Raw genomic sequence first — 17,191 nt, forward strand, 5'->3', positions numbered from 1 at the left:
CTCGGAGGGGGCGTGGTTGCGCAGGGCGAGGGCGGTGGGGACGCCGATCGCGCACAGGACGGCGCAGCCGACCCAGATCGTGACGTAGGCGCCTTCGGAGGCGACGCCGGGGCGCAGCAGCAGGGTGTCGAGCAGGGCCGCTCCGACGGCACCGGTGGCCGCGCCGGCCAGGGTCTTGAGGGTGTTGTAGACGCCTGCGCCGGTGGCGGTCTGGTCGGCGGGCAGGCGGTGCATGAGCAGGCCGGGCAGCAGGCTCAGGCCGATGCCGGCGCCGAAGCCGCAGACGCTGCTGGGGATGATGAAGGACACCGCGTTGCCGTGGGAGAGCGCGATCACCGCGAACCCGACCGTCGCCATGCCGTAGCCCGAGGCCAGCAGGGCGCGGGCGCCGACGCGGCGGGCGATACGGTCGGCGAGGATCGCGCCGAGGGTGGCGCCGAGGACGGCGGGCAGCGAGAGCAGGCCGAGCACCTGCGAGTCGGCGTTCAGGCCGTAGCCGACGCTCTTCGGATCGGCGGCCTCGAACGAGAGGGTGGGCGACTGCGCGCCGTAGAGGATGCAGCCGAGCAGGAAGCTGAGTCCGAACACCGGCGCGGTCGCCCGCCGGGCGAGTACGCGCACGTCGACGGTCGGCGAATCGGTCCGCAGCTCCTCGCGGACGAACAGGGCCAGCAGCACGGCCGAGACCACCAGCAGCGCGATCACGGCCGCGGCGGGCACGGCGTGGCCGACGCTGCTGAAGGCGCCGAACATCATGCCGAGGCCGACGGTGAGCAGGCCCACCCCGCGCCAGTCCACCCGGCCGACCGCGCGGGTGACCGACTCCGGGACCCAGCGCCACACCACGAGCAGCGCGATGGCGGGCAGCGCGGCCAGGATCCACAGGCCGGGCCGCAGCGCGTCGCCGAAGATCGTGCCCAGCATCAGCGAGCCGACCAGCGGGCCGACCGCGCGTCCGCCGCGGGCGTCGCCGAGCTGGTCGCGCAGCAGCGCGAGCTCCAGCGGCAGCCAGCAGGTGAGCAGGCCGGCCAGGGCCTGGCCGACCAGCAGCAGGGCGAGACCGGGCGCGGCGGCGGTGAGCAGGTAGCCGAGGAAGGTGATCGCGAGCGTCGCCAGCAGCAGCCGGCGGTGGCCGAACAGGTCGCCGAGCCGGGACGCGAGCGGCACCGTGATGCCGGAGACGAGGTAGCCCACGCCCAGTACCAGGGCCTGGTCGCCCGCGCTGAAGTGCAGCGACGTGGCCAGGCCCGGCAGCAGCACCGGGAACGCGCCCTGCAGCGTGCCGCTGAGGAACTCGACCACCACCAGCCGGCGGACGACGGCGGTGTCTGCGGGGAACGCGGGCAAGCGTGGCATGGGCGGCACATTTCGAAACGGGGCGCGGCGCCGGATGCTGCGGACGCGCGTGGGGACGGGAGGCGGGCGGGTGGGAGCAGGTAAGCGGAGTGCGAGCAAGAATCGCCGGTGCGGGAAACGATGCGCTATCGTCGCATGAATCCGCACGACAGCCCGTTCCCGCGCAAGGATCAGCCATGATCGACGAACTCGACCTCGCCCTCGTGGACGCGCTCCGGGTGGACCCGCGCGCCCCCTGGTCGACGCTGGCCGGGCCGTTGGGCGTGGACCAGGCCACCCTCTCGCGGCGCTGGGCCCGGCTGTCAGGGGACGGAGACGCCTGGGTGACCTGCTACCCGTCGGCGGAACGCATGGGCATGGGGCTGACCGCGCTGGTGTGCGTGGAGTGCCGGGCCGGGGCGGTCGGCGCGGTGGCCGAGACCCTGGCCGGGGATCCGCAGACGCCCACGGTGGAGGTGGTCAGCGGTGACGCGGACCTGCTGATCACCGTGGCGGCGCTGGAGCCCGGGCAGGTCACCGCGTACGTGCTGGACCGGGTCGGGCACGTGCCCGGCGTGCTGCGCACCCGCACGGCGTTCGTGGAACGGCTGGTGCGCGACGGCAGCAAGTGGCACGAGGGCGCCCTCGACCGGGCCCAGCGACTGGCCATCAGCGGCGGCGCGCCGCCCGCCCTGACCGCCGAACCGCCGTTGCGCGACGTGCTGGCCGATCGTGCCCTGATGCAGGCACTGGGCGCGGACGGCCGGATGACCTTCGCCGAACTGGCCAAGCGCACCGGCATGCCGGAGTCGACGGCGCGGCGGCGGGTCGGCGAACTGCGCCGCTCGGGCCGCCTGGTGCTGCGCTGCGACGCGAGCCCGCGGCTGAGCGGCCAGGCGGTGAACACGACACTGTGGCTGGACGTGCCCGCGCCCGATCAGCCCGCGGCGGCGGGCTGGTTCGCCGAGCAGCCCGCGACCCGGATGTGCGCGATGACGGCGGGTTCGCGGGCGAACCTGGCGGCGAATGTGATGACGCACCGGATGAGCGACGCCCGCCAGATCGAGGCCGCCTTGGCGCAGCGGCTGCCGTCCGCGCGGGTGCTGGGACGGCAGCTGACGCTGCGTACGGTGAAACTGGTCGGCCGGCTGCTCGACGCGCAGGGCCGGGCCCGCGGCTACGTGCCGATCGACCCGTGGCAGGGGACCGAGCTCGCGAGCGCGGAGCCGGTCGCGGCGTAGCCTCGGGCCCGACCGGCTGCTCGGATCGGACGGCGGGTCAGCCGCGGGCGAGCCGGCCCAGGGCCAGGCCGGCCAGCAGGGCCGCGCCGTCGCCGACCACGGCGTCGTCGAAGACTGCTTCGGGCGCGTGGTTGTACGCGGCGGTGAACGGGTCGCGGTCGGCCGGGCAGGCGCCGAGCATGAGGTAGGCGGAGGGGACGAGGGCGCCGAGGACGCCGAAGTCTTCGGAGCCGGCGATGGCGTGCGGCATCTCCACGTACCGCCCGGCGCCCAGCACCTGCTCGACGGTACGGGTGGCGAAGGCGGCCTCGGCGCCGTCGTTGACCGTCACGGGGTATCCGTACTCGAACTCGACGTCGGCCTTGAGCCCGTGGGTCGCGGCCACGCCCCGCACCACGCGCACCGACTCCTCGGCGACGAGGCTGCGCGACTGCGGCGAGAAGGAGCGGACCGTCGCCGCGAAGGAGGCCGACTGCGGGATGACGTTCTCTGCGGTGCCGGCGTGCAGCGTGCCGACGGTGACCACGACCGGGTCGAACGCGTCGAAGCGGCGGGTGACCATGGTCTGCAGGGCGAGTACGGCCTCGCACGTCGCGGGCACCGGGTCGAGGGCCAGGTGCGGGCTCGAGCCGTGGCCGCCGCGGCCGTTGAAGGTGACGCGGAGCGTGTCGGAGGCGGCCATGACCGGCCCCGGCTTCGTCGCGACCCAGCCCTGCGGCAGCAGCGAGGCGGCCACGTGCAGCGCGTAGGCCGCGACGACCCGCTCCCCCGCCGCGTCCAGCACGCCCTCGTCGATCATGACGTTCGCGCCGCCGCCGCCCTCCTCGCCGGGCTGGAACATGAAGACCACTGACCCGGCCAGCTCCTCCCGGCGCTCGGCCAGCAGTCGCACCGCGCCGACCAGCGCCGCCACGTGCAGGTCGTGGCCGCACGCGTGCATCGCGCCCGGCACGGCCGACTCGTACGGCAGCCCGCTCGACTCCTGCACCGGCAGCGCGTCCATGTCCGCGCGCAGCAGCACGGCCGGGCCGGGACGCCCACCGCGCAGCACGGCGGTGACGCTGCTCAGCTGCTGCCCCAGCGTGACCTCGAGTTCGAGCCCTTCGATCGCCTTGAGCACCCGGGCCTGGGTGAGCGGCAGATCCATGCCGATCTCCGGCTCGCGGTGGATCTCCCGGCGCAGTTCGGCCAGGGCCGGCTGGAGCAGGGCGGCGGACTCGGCGAGGGTGGGCGGCATGGGCTTCTCCGTCGGATGGGGCGCGAGCGGGGGCGAGGAACCCCCACATCCTCACCCGCCGCACACGCACCGGCTGAAGCTGCACGAATCAGCCGTGGCCCGGGCAGCCGTGCACGGATCAGCCAGAGGTCAGCGGTCGGCCCTCAGTCCTCAGCCGGCGGCGGCCGCATCCGCCTCGAGGACGCGGCCGAGGAGCGCGGTGAGCTGCTCGAGGTCGCGGGCCGGGAGCGAGCTGAGCGCGGGTGGCGGGCGCAGGGTGATGGCCTCGGCGGTGGCGACGGCGTGGCGCCCGGCGTCGGTGAGCACGACCAGTTTGCGGCGCCGGTCCTCCGGGTGCGGGCGCCGCTCGACCAGGCCGTGGGCTTCGAGTTTGTCCACGATGAGGGTGGTGTAGGGCGCGTCCGCACCGACGGCCTGGGCGAGCTGACTCAGCGTCAGCGGACCCTGCCGGAGCCGCAGCAGCGCCTTGCCGCGCCCGCCGCCGAGGCGGAATCCGAGCGCGTCGGCGAGTTCGCCGCGGCGGCCATGCGCATCGACGAACCGGTACATCAGAGCCCAGGCCTCGTCGGCCGGATCGCTCACCACGCGACGGTCCGGCCGAGGTAGTCGACGTAGTGCAGTCCGGCCCGGCCTGCCAGCGCGTCGAGGGTGGCCACGACGTTCGGGATGCTCTCCTCGATGCCCAGCCGGGCGTCGGGGCCGCCGAGGTCGGTGCGCACCCAGCCCGGGGCCATCAGGACCAGGGTTCTGGGATCCTCGCGGTGGCGCGCCGCGTAGCTGCGCATGAAGGTGTTCAGGGCCGCCTTGCTGCCGCGGTAGACCTCGTGCCCGCCGCGCTCGTTGTTCGCGACGCTGCCCTGCCCGGAGGACATCACGCCGATCGTGCCCGTCGGCGTGACGAGGTCGTGCAGCGCCTCGACGACGCGCAGCGGGGCGAGCGCGTTGGTGACCATGACCCGGACGAACTCCTCGTCCGAAGTCTCGGCCACCGTCTCCTCGTGCTCGCTGGCGACGCCCGCGTTGACGAACAGCAGGTCGAAGGTGCGTCCGGCCAGGCGCGTGCGCAGGGCCTCGATCTGGGCGGGCTCGGTGACCTCCAGGGTCTCGATCTCCAGGCCGCCGATCGGGGAATCCGCCCGGGCGTGCGCGTCGGCGAGCTCGTGCAGACCCGTCCGCGAACCGCGCACCGTGCCCACCACCTGCCGACCGCCGCGCAGCCACTCCTGCGCGAGAGCCAGGCCGAGCCCGCGGGAGGCGCCGATCAGCAGGATGCGTGCGCCGGTGGACGCCGCCGGTCCGGAATCAGTTGTAGACATGACAATGATTGTGGGTCGTACAACTATCTCCGTCAAGGACGCCACGGAGGTAGAGGTCCGCGCTCAGCCGCGGCTCAGCCCGGCTCGGTCTCGGCCCGGACGAGGCCGGCGTCGTAGGCGATGATCACGGCGTGGACGCGGTCGCGCGCGCCGAGTTTGGCCAGGACCCGGCCGACGTGGGACTTGATGGTGGACTCGGACAGCACCAGCTTCTGCGCGATCTCGGAGTTGGTCAGGCCCCTGGCCACCTCGTGCAGCACCTCGAGTTCGCGTTCCGACAACGCGCCGAGCCGGGCCTTGAGCGCGGTGCGCTCGGGCTTGTCCGGGCCGGGCGGGACGAACGCGGCCAGCAGGCGCCGGGTGAGCGCGGGCGCGACCACGGCGTCCCCGGCGGCGACGGCGCGGATGCCGGAGAGCAGCTCCTCCGGGCGCGCGTCCTTGAGCAGGAAGCCGCTGGCCCCGGCGCGCAGCGCGCTGTAGGCGTATTCGTCGAGGTCGAACGTGGTCAGCACGAGCACCCGGGAGCGGCTGCCGGTGGCCAGGATGCGCCGGGTGGCCTCGATGCCGTCCATGCCGGGCATGCGGATGTCCATCAGGATCACGTCCGGGTTGAGCGCCGCGGCCTGGCGCACCGCCTCGGCGCCGTGTTCGGCCTCGCCGATGACGGTGGTCTCCGGGCCGGCCTCGAGCAGGGTGCGGAACGCGAGGCGCTGCAACGGCAGGTCGTCGACGATCAGGACGGTGGTCATGGGGTGCGGGTCAGTCCCTTCGGTCCGGGCGGGCGCCCAGCGGCAGGTAGGCGTGCACGAGCCAGCCCCGGCCGGACGGCGCCGGTCCGGCCTCGGCGTGGCCGCCGGTGAGTTGGGCGCGTTCGCGGATGCCGGCGAGGCCGAGGCCCGGCGCAGGCTCGGCCGCGCCGCCCCCGACCCGCGCCGCGACGCCCACCTGCTCGCGCCGGCCCTCGTCGCAGACCTCGAGCACGAGCTCGTCCTCGGTGACGGACAGGGCGACGAGCACGGCGGTCTGCGCGCCGGCGTGCTTGAACGCGTTGGTCAGCGCCTCCTGCACGATCCGGTACGCGGCGAGCTGGATCCCGGCGGAGACGGACTCGACCTCGCCGGTGGAGCGGTAGGTCACCGTCGGGCCCGCGGCGCGGACGCGTTCGAGCAGGGCGGGCAGGTCGGCGATGCCGGGCTGGGGGCTCAGGTCGGCCGGCTCGGGTTCGGCGGAGCGCGGGCCGACCGGGTGGGCGCGCATGGCGCCGAGGGTGCGGCGCAGTTCGACCAGCGCCTGGCGGCCGGTGTCGGCGATGAGGCCGAGCATCTCGGTGTTGCGCACCGGGTCGCCGGCGTACGCGGCGCTGTCGGCGAGCCCGATCATCACGGCGAGATTGTGGCCGACGATGTCGTGCATCTCGCGCGAGACCCGCGCCCGCTCGGTGAGCGTGGCCAGCTGCGCCCGGGTCTCGCGCTCGAGTTCAAGCCGGGCCGCGCGTTCGGCGAGCGCGGTCAGCCGGTCCTGGCGCACCCGGGCCACCAGGCCGAGGGCGCAGGCCGCCGTGGCGGTGCACCAGAGCAGGAACAGGCTGGTCCAGGCCTGTTCCAGGAACGGTTCGAGGGTGAAGGCCGGGACGATCATGCCGGCGCTGGTGGCCGGGGCGATCCACAGCAGCCGCTCCAGCCGGGCATAGCGGGCGACCGCGTAGAGCGCGAGGAGCAGCCCGATCGTGCTGGGCATGGAGTAGCCCATGGCCCACTGCGCGGTGCACGCGGCGAGCACCGCGCACGCGACCGGGAACGGCGCCATGCGGCGCAGGGTGAGCGGAAGCGCCTGCCCGGCGAGCGGAATCAGCGCCACGGCCGTGGGCACGTGCCCGATCATGTGCGGGTGCTCGGCATCGCCGAGGCCGGCCAGCGCGGCGACGCCGAGGGAGAGCACGAGCAGCGCGACCAGTGCGTCCGCGACGTAGGGACGGCGCCGGTCGAGCCTGCCGACGCGGCCGAGGAACGCGGCGAGGCGCACGGCGGGCGGCGAGTTCCAGGCCCGCTCCAACGGGTCGCCGCCGAGCGGGGGCGGCGGGTCGGTTGTCACAGGCTGCGCTTTCTGGTGCTCGGGGTGCTCCCACTCTACGTGCCGTGCGGACGCCGCTGTTCATACCGCGGTACCAAAGCCGCGGGCCGGGCGGCACCTGGGTACCAGAGCGGGAGCATCACGAGCCGGGCGCTCAGACGCCGGTGACCCGCTCGGGCTCGATGACGAACAGGACCCGCACCTGGTCGCGGCCGCCGTACCAGGGATACGGCCGGCCGAGGTAGCGCTGGGCGAGCTGCTCGATGTGTTCGGCCGCGCCCTCGGTGCGCACCTCGAGGACCCGGCCGCGCACCTGGAAGTAGCGCCGCGTCTGGTCGGGGTCCGTCACGGTGAGGGCGATCCGCGGGTCGCGCTCGATGTTCCTCGTCTTGACGTGGGTGAGCACGCTGTTGATCAGCACGTGCTCGCCGTCGGTGTCCACCCAGGTCTGAGTGAGCTGGGGCGATCCGTCCGGCATGGTGGTGGCCAGGTAGCACAGGGGCGTCTGCTCGAGCAGCTTGACGAGGTCTTCGGGCATCTTCACGCCCGCCACAGTACTGGCCCGGCCGCGTCAGGCGGGCGGCAGCGGCGACAGCGGCTCGAGCGGCTCGAGGCCCAGGCGTTCGGGCACCGCGTCCAGGACGAGCGCGGCGGCGCCGCGCACGCCCGCGCTGTCGCCGAGGGTGCTCGCGACGATCCGCAGCCGCCCGGTGTGGGAGTACACCGTGTTGCGGGTCAGGGCCCGGCGCATGGGGTCGAGCAGGGCCGCTCCGGCCACGACCAGGTCGCCGCCGATCACGATGAGCTCGGGATTGAGCAGCATCACGGTGTAGGCCAGGGCGTGCCCGACGGCCGTGCCGGCGTCCTCGATCGCCCGCAGCGCGCCGCGGTCGCCCGCCTGGATCAGCTCGGTGAGCTCGGCCGGGCTCACCGTCCGGTCCCAGCTGCGGGCGAGCAGCGCGGCGATGGCGGGCGGGCTGGCCACCGTCTCGAGGCAGCCGCGGTTGCCGCAGCGGCACACGGACCCGCGCGGATCGACCGTGACGTGGCCGAGCTCGCCGGCGAATCCGCCGCTGCCGGTCAGCACCCGGCCGTCGCAGACGATCCCGGCGCCGATGCCCGCGGACAGCCGCAGGTAGACGACGTTGGCGCAGGAGTGCGCGGCGCCGAAGCGGCGCTCGGCCAGCAGGCCGGCGTTGGCGTCGTTGACCAGCCGCACCGCGAGCCCGGTGCGCGCGGCGAGCTCGTCGGTGGGCCGCAGCCCGACCCAGCCGCGCATGATGCCGTCGGCGTGCAGTTCGCCGTGGACGTCGACCGGGCAGGCGATGCCGAAGCCGAGGCCCAGCACGCGTTCCCGCGGCACCCCGGTCTCGCGCACGGCGCGGTCGATCAGCTCCACGGCCGTGTCCAGGGTGTGGCGCGGATCGCCGTCGACGGACAGGGCCAGGCTCTCGTCCCAGAGCGTGGTTCCGACGAGATCCGTCAGAATCGCCCGCACGTGGTCGTGGCCCACGTCAAGCCCGGCCGCGTAGCCGGCCCTGGGTTCGAGGGAGAGCAGCTGCGGTGGGCGCCCGGTGCGCGCGGCGGCGGCCAGCGGCTCGGTGGTCTTGCGCACCAGGCCGGCCGCGATCAGGTCGTCGATCACCGAGCCGACCGTGGCCCTGGCCAGGCCGGTGCACTGGACCAGGTCGGCGCGGGAGAGCGCGGGCCGGTCGGTCAGCGCGCGCAGCACCCTGACCCGGCCGAGGCTGGCCAGGTTGATGGGCGATTCAGGATCCTGGGTGGCGTTCCACACACCCCGGTCGGCGGCGTACACAAGACGAAGGTAGCAGTCGTCTGAGGGCCTCATCCAGTCAGAATCGATAACCGTTCGACGACGGTGTCCCGGGCTCTCCCAACCTGCCGCTCCGTCAGCTGACTTGGCGACAGATCCTGTCTCTATGCCTGATTTATCATCTTGACAACGGTGTCATGATGCCAAGGAGACGGCAGTCAACCGATCAGTCCGGCATGCCTGAAGCCCGGAACCCACCCCGTTCCGGAACCTTGCGCAGCTCTTGACTTCTGAATACTCCCGGCAGAACTGTGTGAGCGGCGCCACACGGCCGAATCTTTCGGCCGGCTCGAGATCCCGACTCCAACGGCGGAGGCGACATGTCACGACTCAGCAGACCGCGAAGGTCACGCGGCATACAGGCACTACTCGCGGTGGCGGCGATGACCGGGGTGACGGCGCTTTGCGCGCCGGTGACCTCGGCCGCCGGCAGTTCGCCCGGCAGCCCGCTGCCGATCTATCTCAACACCCACTACAGCGCCGAAGAGCGCGCCGCGGACCTCGTCTCCCGGATGACGCTGCCGGAGAAGGTCGCGCAGCTGAGCACGAACAGCGCGCCGGCCATTCCACGCCTGGGCGTGCAGCAGTACACGTACTGGAGCGAGGGCCAGCACGGTATCAATACCCTGGGCGCGAACCAGGTGAACGGGGGCAACGGCGGCGCCGTGCAGGCGACCAGCTTCCCGACCAACTTCGCCTCGACCATGTCCTGGGACCCGAGCCTCGTCTACCAGGAGACCACGGCGATCTCGGACGAGGCGCGCGGCTTCCTGGACAAGTCGCTCTACGGGACGGGGCAGAACAACCTCGGCCCGTCGGCAAGCGACTTCGGCGACCTGACGTTCTGGGCGCCGACCGTGAACATGGACCGCGACCCGCGCTGGGGCCGGACCGACGAGGCCTTCGGCGAGGACCCGTACCTGGTCTCCGAGATGGCCGGGGCGTTCGTGGACGGCTACGAGGGCAACACCATGTCCGGCCAGTCCGAGACCGGCTACCTCAAGGTCGCCGCGACCGCCAAGCACTACGCGCTCAACAACGAGGAGGACAACCGCACCGGCATCTCCTCGAACGTCAGCGACACCGACCTGCGCGACTACTACACCAAGCAGTTCGCCAGCCTGATTCAGAACGCGCACGTCTCGGGTCTGATGACCTCGTACAACGCGATCAACGGCACGCCGTCGGTGGCCGACACCTACACCACCAACGAGCTGGCCCAGCGTACCTACGGGTTCAACGGCTACATCACCTCGGACTGCGGCGCGATCGGCACCACCTACCTGAACTACCCGGGCGGCCACGACTGGGCGCCGCCCGGCTGGAGCACGGACAACGGCGGGGCCACCGGCACCTGGACCGACACCACCACCGGCGCCACCGTGCCCTCGCAGGCGGGCGGCCAGGCCTACGCGCTGCGCGCCGGCACCGACCTGAACTGCTCGGGCGGCGAGAACACGCTCGCCAACGTCGAGGCCGCGATCAAGGCCGGCATCCTGAGCGAGAGCGTGATCGACAACGCCCTGGTGAAGCTGTTCACGGTCCGGATGGAGACCGGCGAGTTCGACCAGGCCTCGCAGGATCCGTACTCGAAGATCACCAAGGCGCAGATCCAGAGCCCGGCGCACCAGCAGCTGGCCACCGCCGTCGCGGACGACTCGGTGGTACTGCTCAAGAACCAGGCTCCGGCCGGCTCCTCGAGCGCGCTGCTGCCGCTGAACCCGAAGACCACGAACAAGATCGTGGTCGTGGGCGACCTGGCCGGCAAGGTGACGCTCGGGGACTACTCCGGCGACCCTGGCCTGCAGGTCGACGCGGTCCAGGGCATCACCGCCGAGCTGCAGAAGGCCAACCCGGGGGCCCAGGTCGTCTACGACGCCTGCGGTACCTCCACCACGACCACCAAGGCCGCCGCCTGCTCCGCGGCGACGCTGGCGGACGTGAAGACCGCCGACGCCGTCGTGGTGTTCGTCGGCACCGACCTGAACGTGGCCACCGAGGGCACCGACCGCACCTCGCTCGCGATGCCCGGCGACTACGACTCGCTGATCAGCCAGATCTCGGCGGTCGGCAACCCCCGCACGGTGCTCGCGATCCAGTCCGACGGCCCGGTGACCATCGACGACGTGCAGGGCGACTTCCCGTCCATCGTCTTCTCCGGCTACAACGGCGAGACGCAGGGCACCGCGCTGGCCGACGTGCTCTTCGGCAAGCAGAACCCGGCCGGGCACCTCGACTTCACCTGGTACGCCGACGACTCGCAGCTGCCCGCGATGGACAACTACGGCCTGACCCCCGCCGAGACCGACGGACTCGGCCGGACGTACATGTACTTCACCGGGACGCCCACCTACCCGTTCGGCTACGGGCTGAGCTACTCGAACTTCGCCTACTCCGACGTGCACGCCGCGCCGGTGGCCAATGCGAACGGCACGGTGGAGGTGGGCCTGACGGTGACCAACACCGGCCACACCACCGGCAGCACGGTCGCCCAGCTCTACGCCTCCGCGCAGTTCCAGCAGTCCGGGGCGACCTTCCCGAAGGAGCAACTGGTCGGGTTCCAGAAGACCGGGAACCTGCGGCCGGGCCAGAGCCAGCACGTCACGCTCGCGGTTCCGGTCTCCAGCCTGGAGATCTGGGACGCGACCACGAGCAAGGACGTGGTCTACGACGGCAGCTACGGGTTCGGCGTGGGCGGCGACTCGGCCGACCTGAGCCAGGCCGCCGACGTCAAGATCTCCGGCTCGATCAAGCCGCAGGTGCAGACCGTGACCGTGCAGCCGGACCAGACCGAGCTGCAGGTCGGCCAGAACCTCGACCTGACCGGCAAGAACCCGTGGATCGCGGACGACACCACCGGCGTCGGCTCGGTTCCGCAGGGCCGTGACATGAGCGTCACCGCGGACGGCATCGTCGAGGCCGCGAACAACGACGGCAGCTTCGCGGACCTGTCCGCCTCGCACGTGAGCTACCGCAGCAGTGACCCGCGGGTGGCGAGCGTGAACTCCAAGGGCCTGGTCACCGCCGTCGGGGACGGCGCCGCCGACATCACCGTGACGGTGAACGGAGTCTCCGGCTCCACGCCGATCACGGTCGGGCACGCCGTCGCGGTCAGCGCCCCGGCGCTGCTGGCGCCGGGTCAGAACTCGACCGTCACCACGACGTTCACCAACACCGCCGCGACCGGCGGCGCCGCGGTGCGCGACGTGGCGATGAACCTGGACCTGCCCACCGGCTGGAGCGCCACGGCCACCACGGCGGCGCAGTTCGCCTCCGTCCCGGCCGGGCAGGAGGTGACGACCAGTTGGGCGGTGTCGGTGCCGACCGGCGCGGCCGGCACGTTCACCCTCGACGCCGACGCCACCGCCGGCGGGCAGCACGACAGCACGAACTACACCCAGACCGACGTGCCCTACTCCTCGCTCACCGCGGCCTTCAACAACTCCGCGATCACGAGCGACGGCAACCGGGGCTGCGCCAACCTCGACGGCGCCGGCGCCAGCTACTCGCAGCAGGCGCTCGCCAGCGTCGGGGTGACGCCGGGCACCGCGCTGGTGCACGACGGCCTCACCTTCACCTGGCCGAGCGGCGGGGCTTGCGACGCCGACAACGTGGTCGCGGCCGGGCAGACGATCGATGTCAGCGGCTCCGGCTCCACCCTCGGCTTCCTCGGCACCAGCGCCTGGGGAGCGATCTCCGGCACCGGGACCGTCACCTACACCGACGGCACCACCCAGCCGTTCACCATCGGCTTCGGCGACTGGGCCAACGGCACCCCGCCCACCGGCGACGACATCGCGATCCGGGCGCCCTACGGCAACCAGCCGGGCAACCAGACCAGCTGGCAGACCACGATCGAGTACGCGCCGGTCCAGCTCGACCCGAGCAAGACCGTGCAGTCGATCACGCTCCCGCCGGGCAATCCGCAGCCCTCCGGCGGCATCCCGTCCATGCATATCTTCGCGATGTCGATCAAATCCGACAACCTCTCCATCAGCGCGCCGCCCACGGTCGACGCGGGCGGGTCCGGCAACGTGACCACCACGCTGGCCAACCCCTCCTCCGCCGCGCTCGCGAACGTCGCGCTGGCCCTGAACCTGCCGAGCGGCTGGACCGCGACGAACACGAGCCCTGACACCTTCGGCAGCGTCGCCGCCGGGGCCACGGTCGCCACCTCCTGGACCGTGACCGCGCCGAGCACGCAGCAGCCGGGACCGCAGGTGATCGGGGTGACCGAGACCGTCGGCGGAACGCAGGCCGGACTGTCCGGCGCGGCGACGCAGGTCCCGTACTCCTCGCTCGCCGCCGGCTTCAACAACGTCTCGATCACCGACGACTCCGACCACTCGCCCACCGGCTTCGACGGCGGACTCGACGGAGGCGGCAACAGCTTCTCCGCCGAGGCGCTCGCCGCGGCCGGCCTGACCCCGGGTACCGACTTCACCTTCGACGGCGTCGTCTTCACCTGGCCGAACTCCGCCGCCGGCACGCCGGACAACATCGAGGCCGACGGCCGCGCCTTCGATGTCACCGGCACCGGCTCCACCCTCGGCTTCCTCGGCGCCGCCGCCAACGGAGCCTCGTCCGGGACCGTCACCGTCACCTACACCGACGGCACCACCCAGCAGTTCACCATCGGGTTCGGCGACTGGGCTTCGACCACGCCGTACGCCGGGGGCCAGGTGGCCGTCACCTCCGCCTACGGAAACACCAGCTCCGGCACCTCGCCGTGGAAGGCGAGCGTCTTCTACGACTCCGTCACGCTGCCGGCCGGCAAGACCGTGCAGTCGGTCTCGCTGCCGACGGCCGGCTCCGCACCGCTGCACGTGTTCGCCGCGGCCGTCGGCGACTGACGCGGCGCATCCAACCCTGTAGAAGGAAGAACCTTGATACACCTTGGACGACGCACGGCCGCGATATGCGCGGCCGTGCTGGTGGCGGGCACCTTCGCCGCCGCTCCCGCACAGGCGGCCGCGAGCGCCGCGCCCGCGCTGGTCGGCGACCCGACCGCGCTGGTCGACCCCTTCCTCGGCACCGGAACCGGCGACGCCGTCGTCGGCCCGGTCAACACCTTCCCGGGCGCCTCCGCCCCCTTCGGCATGGTCGCCTGGAGCCCCGACACCAGTTCGCGGCCCTCCTCCGGCGGATACGCGTACACCGACTCGTCCACCATCGGACTGAGCGTCACGCACGTCTCCGGCGCCGGCTGCGGCATCGCCGGGGACCTGCCGATCCTGCCCACCGTCGGCGCCATCGGCGGCAACCCCACGGCCACCACCGAGCCGTTCAGCCACGCGGACGAGAGCGCGTCTCCGGGCTCGTACTCCACGACGCTCGGCACCGGCTCGTCCGCGGTCGGCGTGAAGGTGGCCGCCACCACCCGTACCGGGCTCGGGTCCTTCACGTATCCGGCCACCACGTCCGCCAACGTGCTGTTCAAGGTCGGCGACTCGCAGGCCTTCGTGAACGGCGCGAACGTCTCCATCGTGGGCGACGACGAGGTGACCGGCTCCATCACCGACGGCAAGTTCTGCGACATGCCGAACATGTCCACGGTCTACTTCGCCGCCAAGTTCGACCGGCCGTTCACCTCGCACGGCACCTGGAACGGCAGCACCGTCACCCCGGACAGTGCGAGCGCGACCGGCCAGAACTCCGGCGCCTACGTGGGCTTCGACACCACCTCCGACGCCACCGTGGGCATGCAGGTCTCGATCAGCTACGTCAGCGTCGCCAACGCCCAGGGCAACCTCCAGGCGGAACTGCACGGCACCTGGAACGTGGCCGCGGTGGCCGCGCAGACCCGGGCCCAGTGGCGCAAGCTGCTGTCCGAGATGGAGGTCGGCGGCGGCACGCACGAGCAGCAGGTGGAGTTCTACACAGCGCTCTACCACGCCATGCTCGACCCGAGCACCTTCAGTGACGCCGACGGCCAGTACCTCGGCATGGACGGCAAGGTGCACCAGACGCGGCCAGGGCAGGCGCAGTACTCCACCTTCTCCGGCTGGGACATCTACCGCGACGAGGTGCCTCTGCTGGCAACGGTCGCACCGTCGCAGACCAGCGCGATGATGCAGTCCCTCGTGAACGACGCCGAGCAGGGCGGCTGGCTGCCCAAGTGGCCGGTCGCCGACGGGTACACCGGTATGATGGGCGGCGACTCGGCCGACGCCATCCTGGCCGAGGCGTACGCGTTCGGGGCACGCGACTTCGACACGAACGGCGCGCTGGCCGCGATGCTCAAGGGCGCCACCCAGGAGCAGGACGCGTCCACGAGCAGCGACCTGGGTGAGGGCTACTACCAGGAGCGGCCCGGCCTCGACACCTACCTGCAGAACGGCTACGTCACCAACGACATCGCCGAATCCGGCTCCGCCGTGCCGGACGGCGCGTCGCTCACCCTCGAGTACGCCACCGACGACTTCGCCATCTCGCAGTTCGCCCAGGACCTGGGACAGCGCGGCACCTCGGCCGCGTTCCTCAAGCGCTCGCAGAACTGGGAGAACGTCTACAACACCGACTCCGGCTACCTCCAGCCGCGCGACGAGACCGGCGCGTTCCCGGCCGGCGACCCGACCACCGACGGACTGAGCAGCTTCGGTCAGTCCGGCTTCCAGGAGGGCAACGCCGCGCAGTACGCCTTCTCCGTGCCGCAGGACCTGCACGGCCTGATCACGGCGATGGGCGGGGACGCGGCCGCGGTCTCCCGGCTCGACACCTTCTTCCAGCAGGACGAGGCCGGACCGAACGCCCCGTACTACTGGGCCGGCAACGAGACCGACCTGCTCGCGCCCTGGGTCTACGACTACGCGGGCGCGCCGTACAAGACGACCGCCGAGGTGCACGACCTGCTCGACGACGTCTACGCCGACACCCCGGCCGGCGAGCCGGGCAACGACGACCTCGGCGCGATGAGCTCCTGGTACGTCTGGGGAGCGCTCGGGATGTACCCGGAGACCCCGGGCGCGCCGGTGCTCGCCCTGAGCGCCCCGATCTTCCCGACGGTCAAGCTGAACCTGCCCGGACACAGCACCACCATCACCGCGCCGGGCGCGTCCGACCAGGGCTACATCAACACCCTGTCCGTCAACGGCCAGTCCTGGAACCGGGCCTGGATCCCGGCCTCCGACCTCGTCGGCACCGGCGCCCACGGTGGCGCGCCGACCCGGATCGACGCCGGCATCTCCACCACCCCGAACACGCGCTGGGCCGCGTCGGGCGCCGACGCTCCGCCGTCCTACCAGGCCGGGGCGCTTCAGTTCCCGACCGGGGTCGTCCCGGCCTCGGTGGCCAGCCAGCCGGCGAACCTGACCGCGACCGCCGGTTCGACCACCTCCGCGACGGTCACCTTCGACCTGGGCGTCGGCGCGTACGGCGATCAGGCCTCGAAGGTCAAGCAGCTGCAGTGGACGGCGCAGCCGCCGGCCGGCGTCACGGTCAGCCCGGCGTCGGGCACGGTCGCGGTGAGCGGCGAGACGGCCTCCGTCACGGTCGCCTTCACCGTGGCCGCCGACGCCCCCGAGGGCTTCAGCTCGGTCGGGTTCGCGCTCAGCAGCGCGAACCCGGTCGTGCCGCTGCCCACGTTGACCGTCCCGGTGGCGGTCATCGGCCCGGGTGACACCGCGACGGTGTGCACGACGCTCGGGACCACCAACACCGACAACGGGCTCAGCCAGCAGGAGGGCGGGGACGGCACCACCACCCCCGTCACCCTGGACGGGCTGAGCGGACGCACCACCACGGCCAGCGCGCCCGGCGACCTCAACATGTACTTCCAGGTCGACCCGCGGATCGCCACGACCGGCGACTACTCGGCCAGCGTGACCGTCGAGTACTACGACACCGGTACGAACAACTGGCAGGTGCAGTACGCCCAGAGCGGCGGCAGCGCCTACACGGGGGCCGGATCCGTCACGAACACGAACACCGACACCTGGAAGACGGTCACCTTCGCGCTGCCCGACGCGGCGGTGAGCGAGGCCATGAACAACGGGGCCGACTTCCGCATCTGGTCGGCCGACCCGGTCACCGTGCACCAGGCCACGGCGTCGATCACCGGGGCGGGGGTGCTGCCGATGAACCTGTGCCCGTCGAGCTGAGCCCTGACGGCTGAGTTCTGAAGAAACACGCGCCGGTGCCCGGCCGCCTCGAGTGAGGC

Annotated in this window: 11 protein-coding genes; 3 read left to right on the forward strand and 8 right to left on the reverse strand. The window is 72.4% G+C overall.

Features of this window, described 5'->3' with window-relative positions:
* The coding region (locus KDL01_RS15580; RefSeq protein ID WP_212529212.1) for an MFS transporter at positions 1–1,356 on the reverse strand (1,356 nt) is incomplete at its 3' end.
* A gap of 176 nt (positions 1,357–1,532) precedes the next feature.
* Between KDL01_RS15580 and KDL01_RS15585 the strand changes: the two genes are divergently transcribed.
* A complete protein-coding gene (locus KDL01_RS15585; protein ID WP_212529213.1) occupies positions 1,533–2,576 on the forward strand; it encodes an Lrp/AsnC family transcriptional regulator in 1,044 nt (347 codons plus the stop codon).
* Positions 2,577–2,613: 37 nt separating this feature from the next.
* Here KDL01_RS15585 and KDL01_RS15590 read toward each other — a convergent pair whose 3' ends face one another.
* The 7 genes from KDL01_RS15590 to KDL01_RS15620 form a co-directional block, all read right to left on the reverse strand.
* Positions 2,614–3,813: a M20 metallopeptidase family protein gene (locus tag KDL01_RS15590; RefSeq protein WP_212529214.1), complete on the reverse strand. Its 1,200-nt coding sequence runs from the start codon at positions 3,811–3,813 to the stop codon at positions 2,614–2,616.
* Between the two features lie 150 nt (positions 3,814–3,963).
* Complete coding sequence (locus KDL01_RS15595; protein WP_307846346.1) at positions 3,964–4,395, reverse strand: MarR family winged helix-turn-helix transcriptional regulator; 432 nt, start codon at positions 4,393–4,395, stop codon at positions 3,964–3,966.
* Positions 4,392–5,129 carry an SDR family NAD(P)-dependent oxidoreductase gene (locus KDL01_RS15600; protein WP_212529215.1) on the reverse strand — a complete coding sequence of 246 codons (738 nt, stop codon included), beginning with the start codon at positions 5,127–5,129 and terminating at the stop codon, positions 4,392–4,394. Before KDL01_RS15600 ends, KDL01_RS15595 begins: the two co-directional genes overlap by 4 nt.
* 74 nt (positions 5,130–5,203) lie before the next feature.
* On the reverse strand, positions 5,204–5,878 hold the full coding sequence (locus KDL01_RS15605; RefSeq protein WP_212529216.1) for a response regulator: 675 nt from the start codon (positions 5,876–5,878) through the stop codon (positions 5,204–5,206).
* Between the two features lie 10 nt (positions 5,879–5,888).
* Positions 5,889–7,220, reverse strand: coding sequence for a sensor histidine kinase (locus KDL01_RS43350; protein WP_212529217.1), 1,332 nt, complete (start codon positions 7,218–7,220; stop codon positions 5,889–5,891).
* Positions 7,221–7,353: 133 nt separating this feature from the next.
* On the reverse strand, positions 7,354–7,743 hold the full coding sequence (locus KDL01_RS15615) for a PPOX class F420-dependent oxidoreductase (protein ID WP_212529218.1): 390 nt from the start codon (positions 7,741–7,743) through the stop codon (positions 7,354–7,356).
* Positions 7,744–7,770: 27 nt separating this feature from the next.
* Positions 7,771–9,048: an ROK family transcriptional regulator gene (locus tag KDL01_RS15620; RefSeq protein ID WP_212529219.1), complete on the reverse strand. Its 1,278-nt coding sequence runs from the start codon at positions 9,046–9,048 to the stop codon at positions 7,771–7,773.
* 368 nt (positions 9,049–9,416) lie between these two features.
* Here KDL01_RS15620 and KDL01_RS15625 point away from each other — a divergent pair, with 368 nt between their 5' ends.
* Together KDL01_RS15625 and KDL01_RS15630 are read left to right on the forward strand one after the other, a co-directional pair.
* Positions 9,417–13,886, forward strand: a complete 4,470-nt coding sequence (locus KDL01_RS15625; protein ID WP_246576493.1) for a glycoside hydrolase family 3 C-terminal domain-containing protein — start codon at positions 9,417–9,419, stop codon at positions 13,884–13,886.
* 33 nt (positions 13,887–13,919) lie between these two features.
* Positions 13,920–17,132, forward strand: coding sequence for a GH92 family glycosyl hydrolase (locus KDL01_RS15630; RefSeq protein ID WP_212529221.1), 3,213 nt, complete (start codon positions 13,920–13,922; stop codon positions 17,130–17,132).
* Positions 17,133–17,191 lie beyond the last annotated feature (59 nt).

This window comes from Actinospica durhamensis, from assembly GCF_018139695.1.
GTDB classification, from domain to species: domain Bacteria; phylum Actinomycetota; class Actinomycetes; order Streptomycetales; family Catenulisporaceae; genus Actinospica; species Actinospica durhamensis.

Excerpts from the sequence above, each read along its gene's own strand:
- KDL01_RS15625 (WP_246576493.1), top strand. The coding sequence starts at position 9,417 with ATGACCGGGGTGACGGCGCTTTGCGCGCCGGTGACCTCGGCCGCCGGC.
- KDL01_RS15585 (WP_212529213.1), top strand. The coding sequence starts at position 1,533 with ATGATCGACGAACTCGACCTCGCCCTCGTGGACGCGCTCCGGGTGGAC.
- KDL01_RS15620 (WP_212529219.1), bottom strand. The coding sequence starts at position 9,048 with ATGAGGCCCTCAGACGACTGCTACCTTCGTCTTGTGTACGCCGCCGAC.
- KDL01_RS15590 (WP_212529214.1), bottom strand. The coding sequence starts at position 3,813 with ATGCCGCCCACCCTCGCCGAGTCCGCCGCCCTGCTCCAGCCGGCCCTG.
- KDL01_RS15605 (WP_212529216.1), bottom strand. The coding sequence starts at position 5,878 with ATGACCACCGTCCTGATCGTCGACGACCTGCCGTTGCAGCGCCTCGCG.
- KDL01_RS15600 (WP_212529215.1), bottom strand. The coding sequence starts at position 5,129 with ATGTCTACAACTGATTCCGGACCGGCGGCGTCCACCGGCGCACGCATC.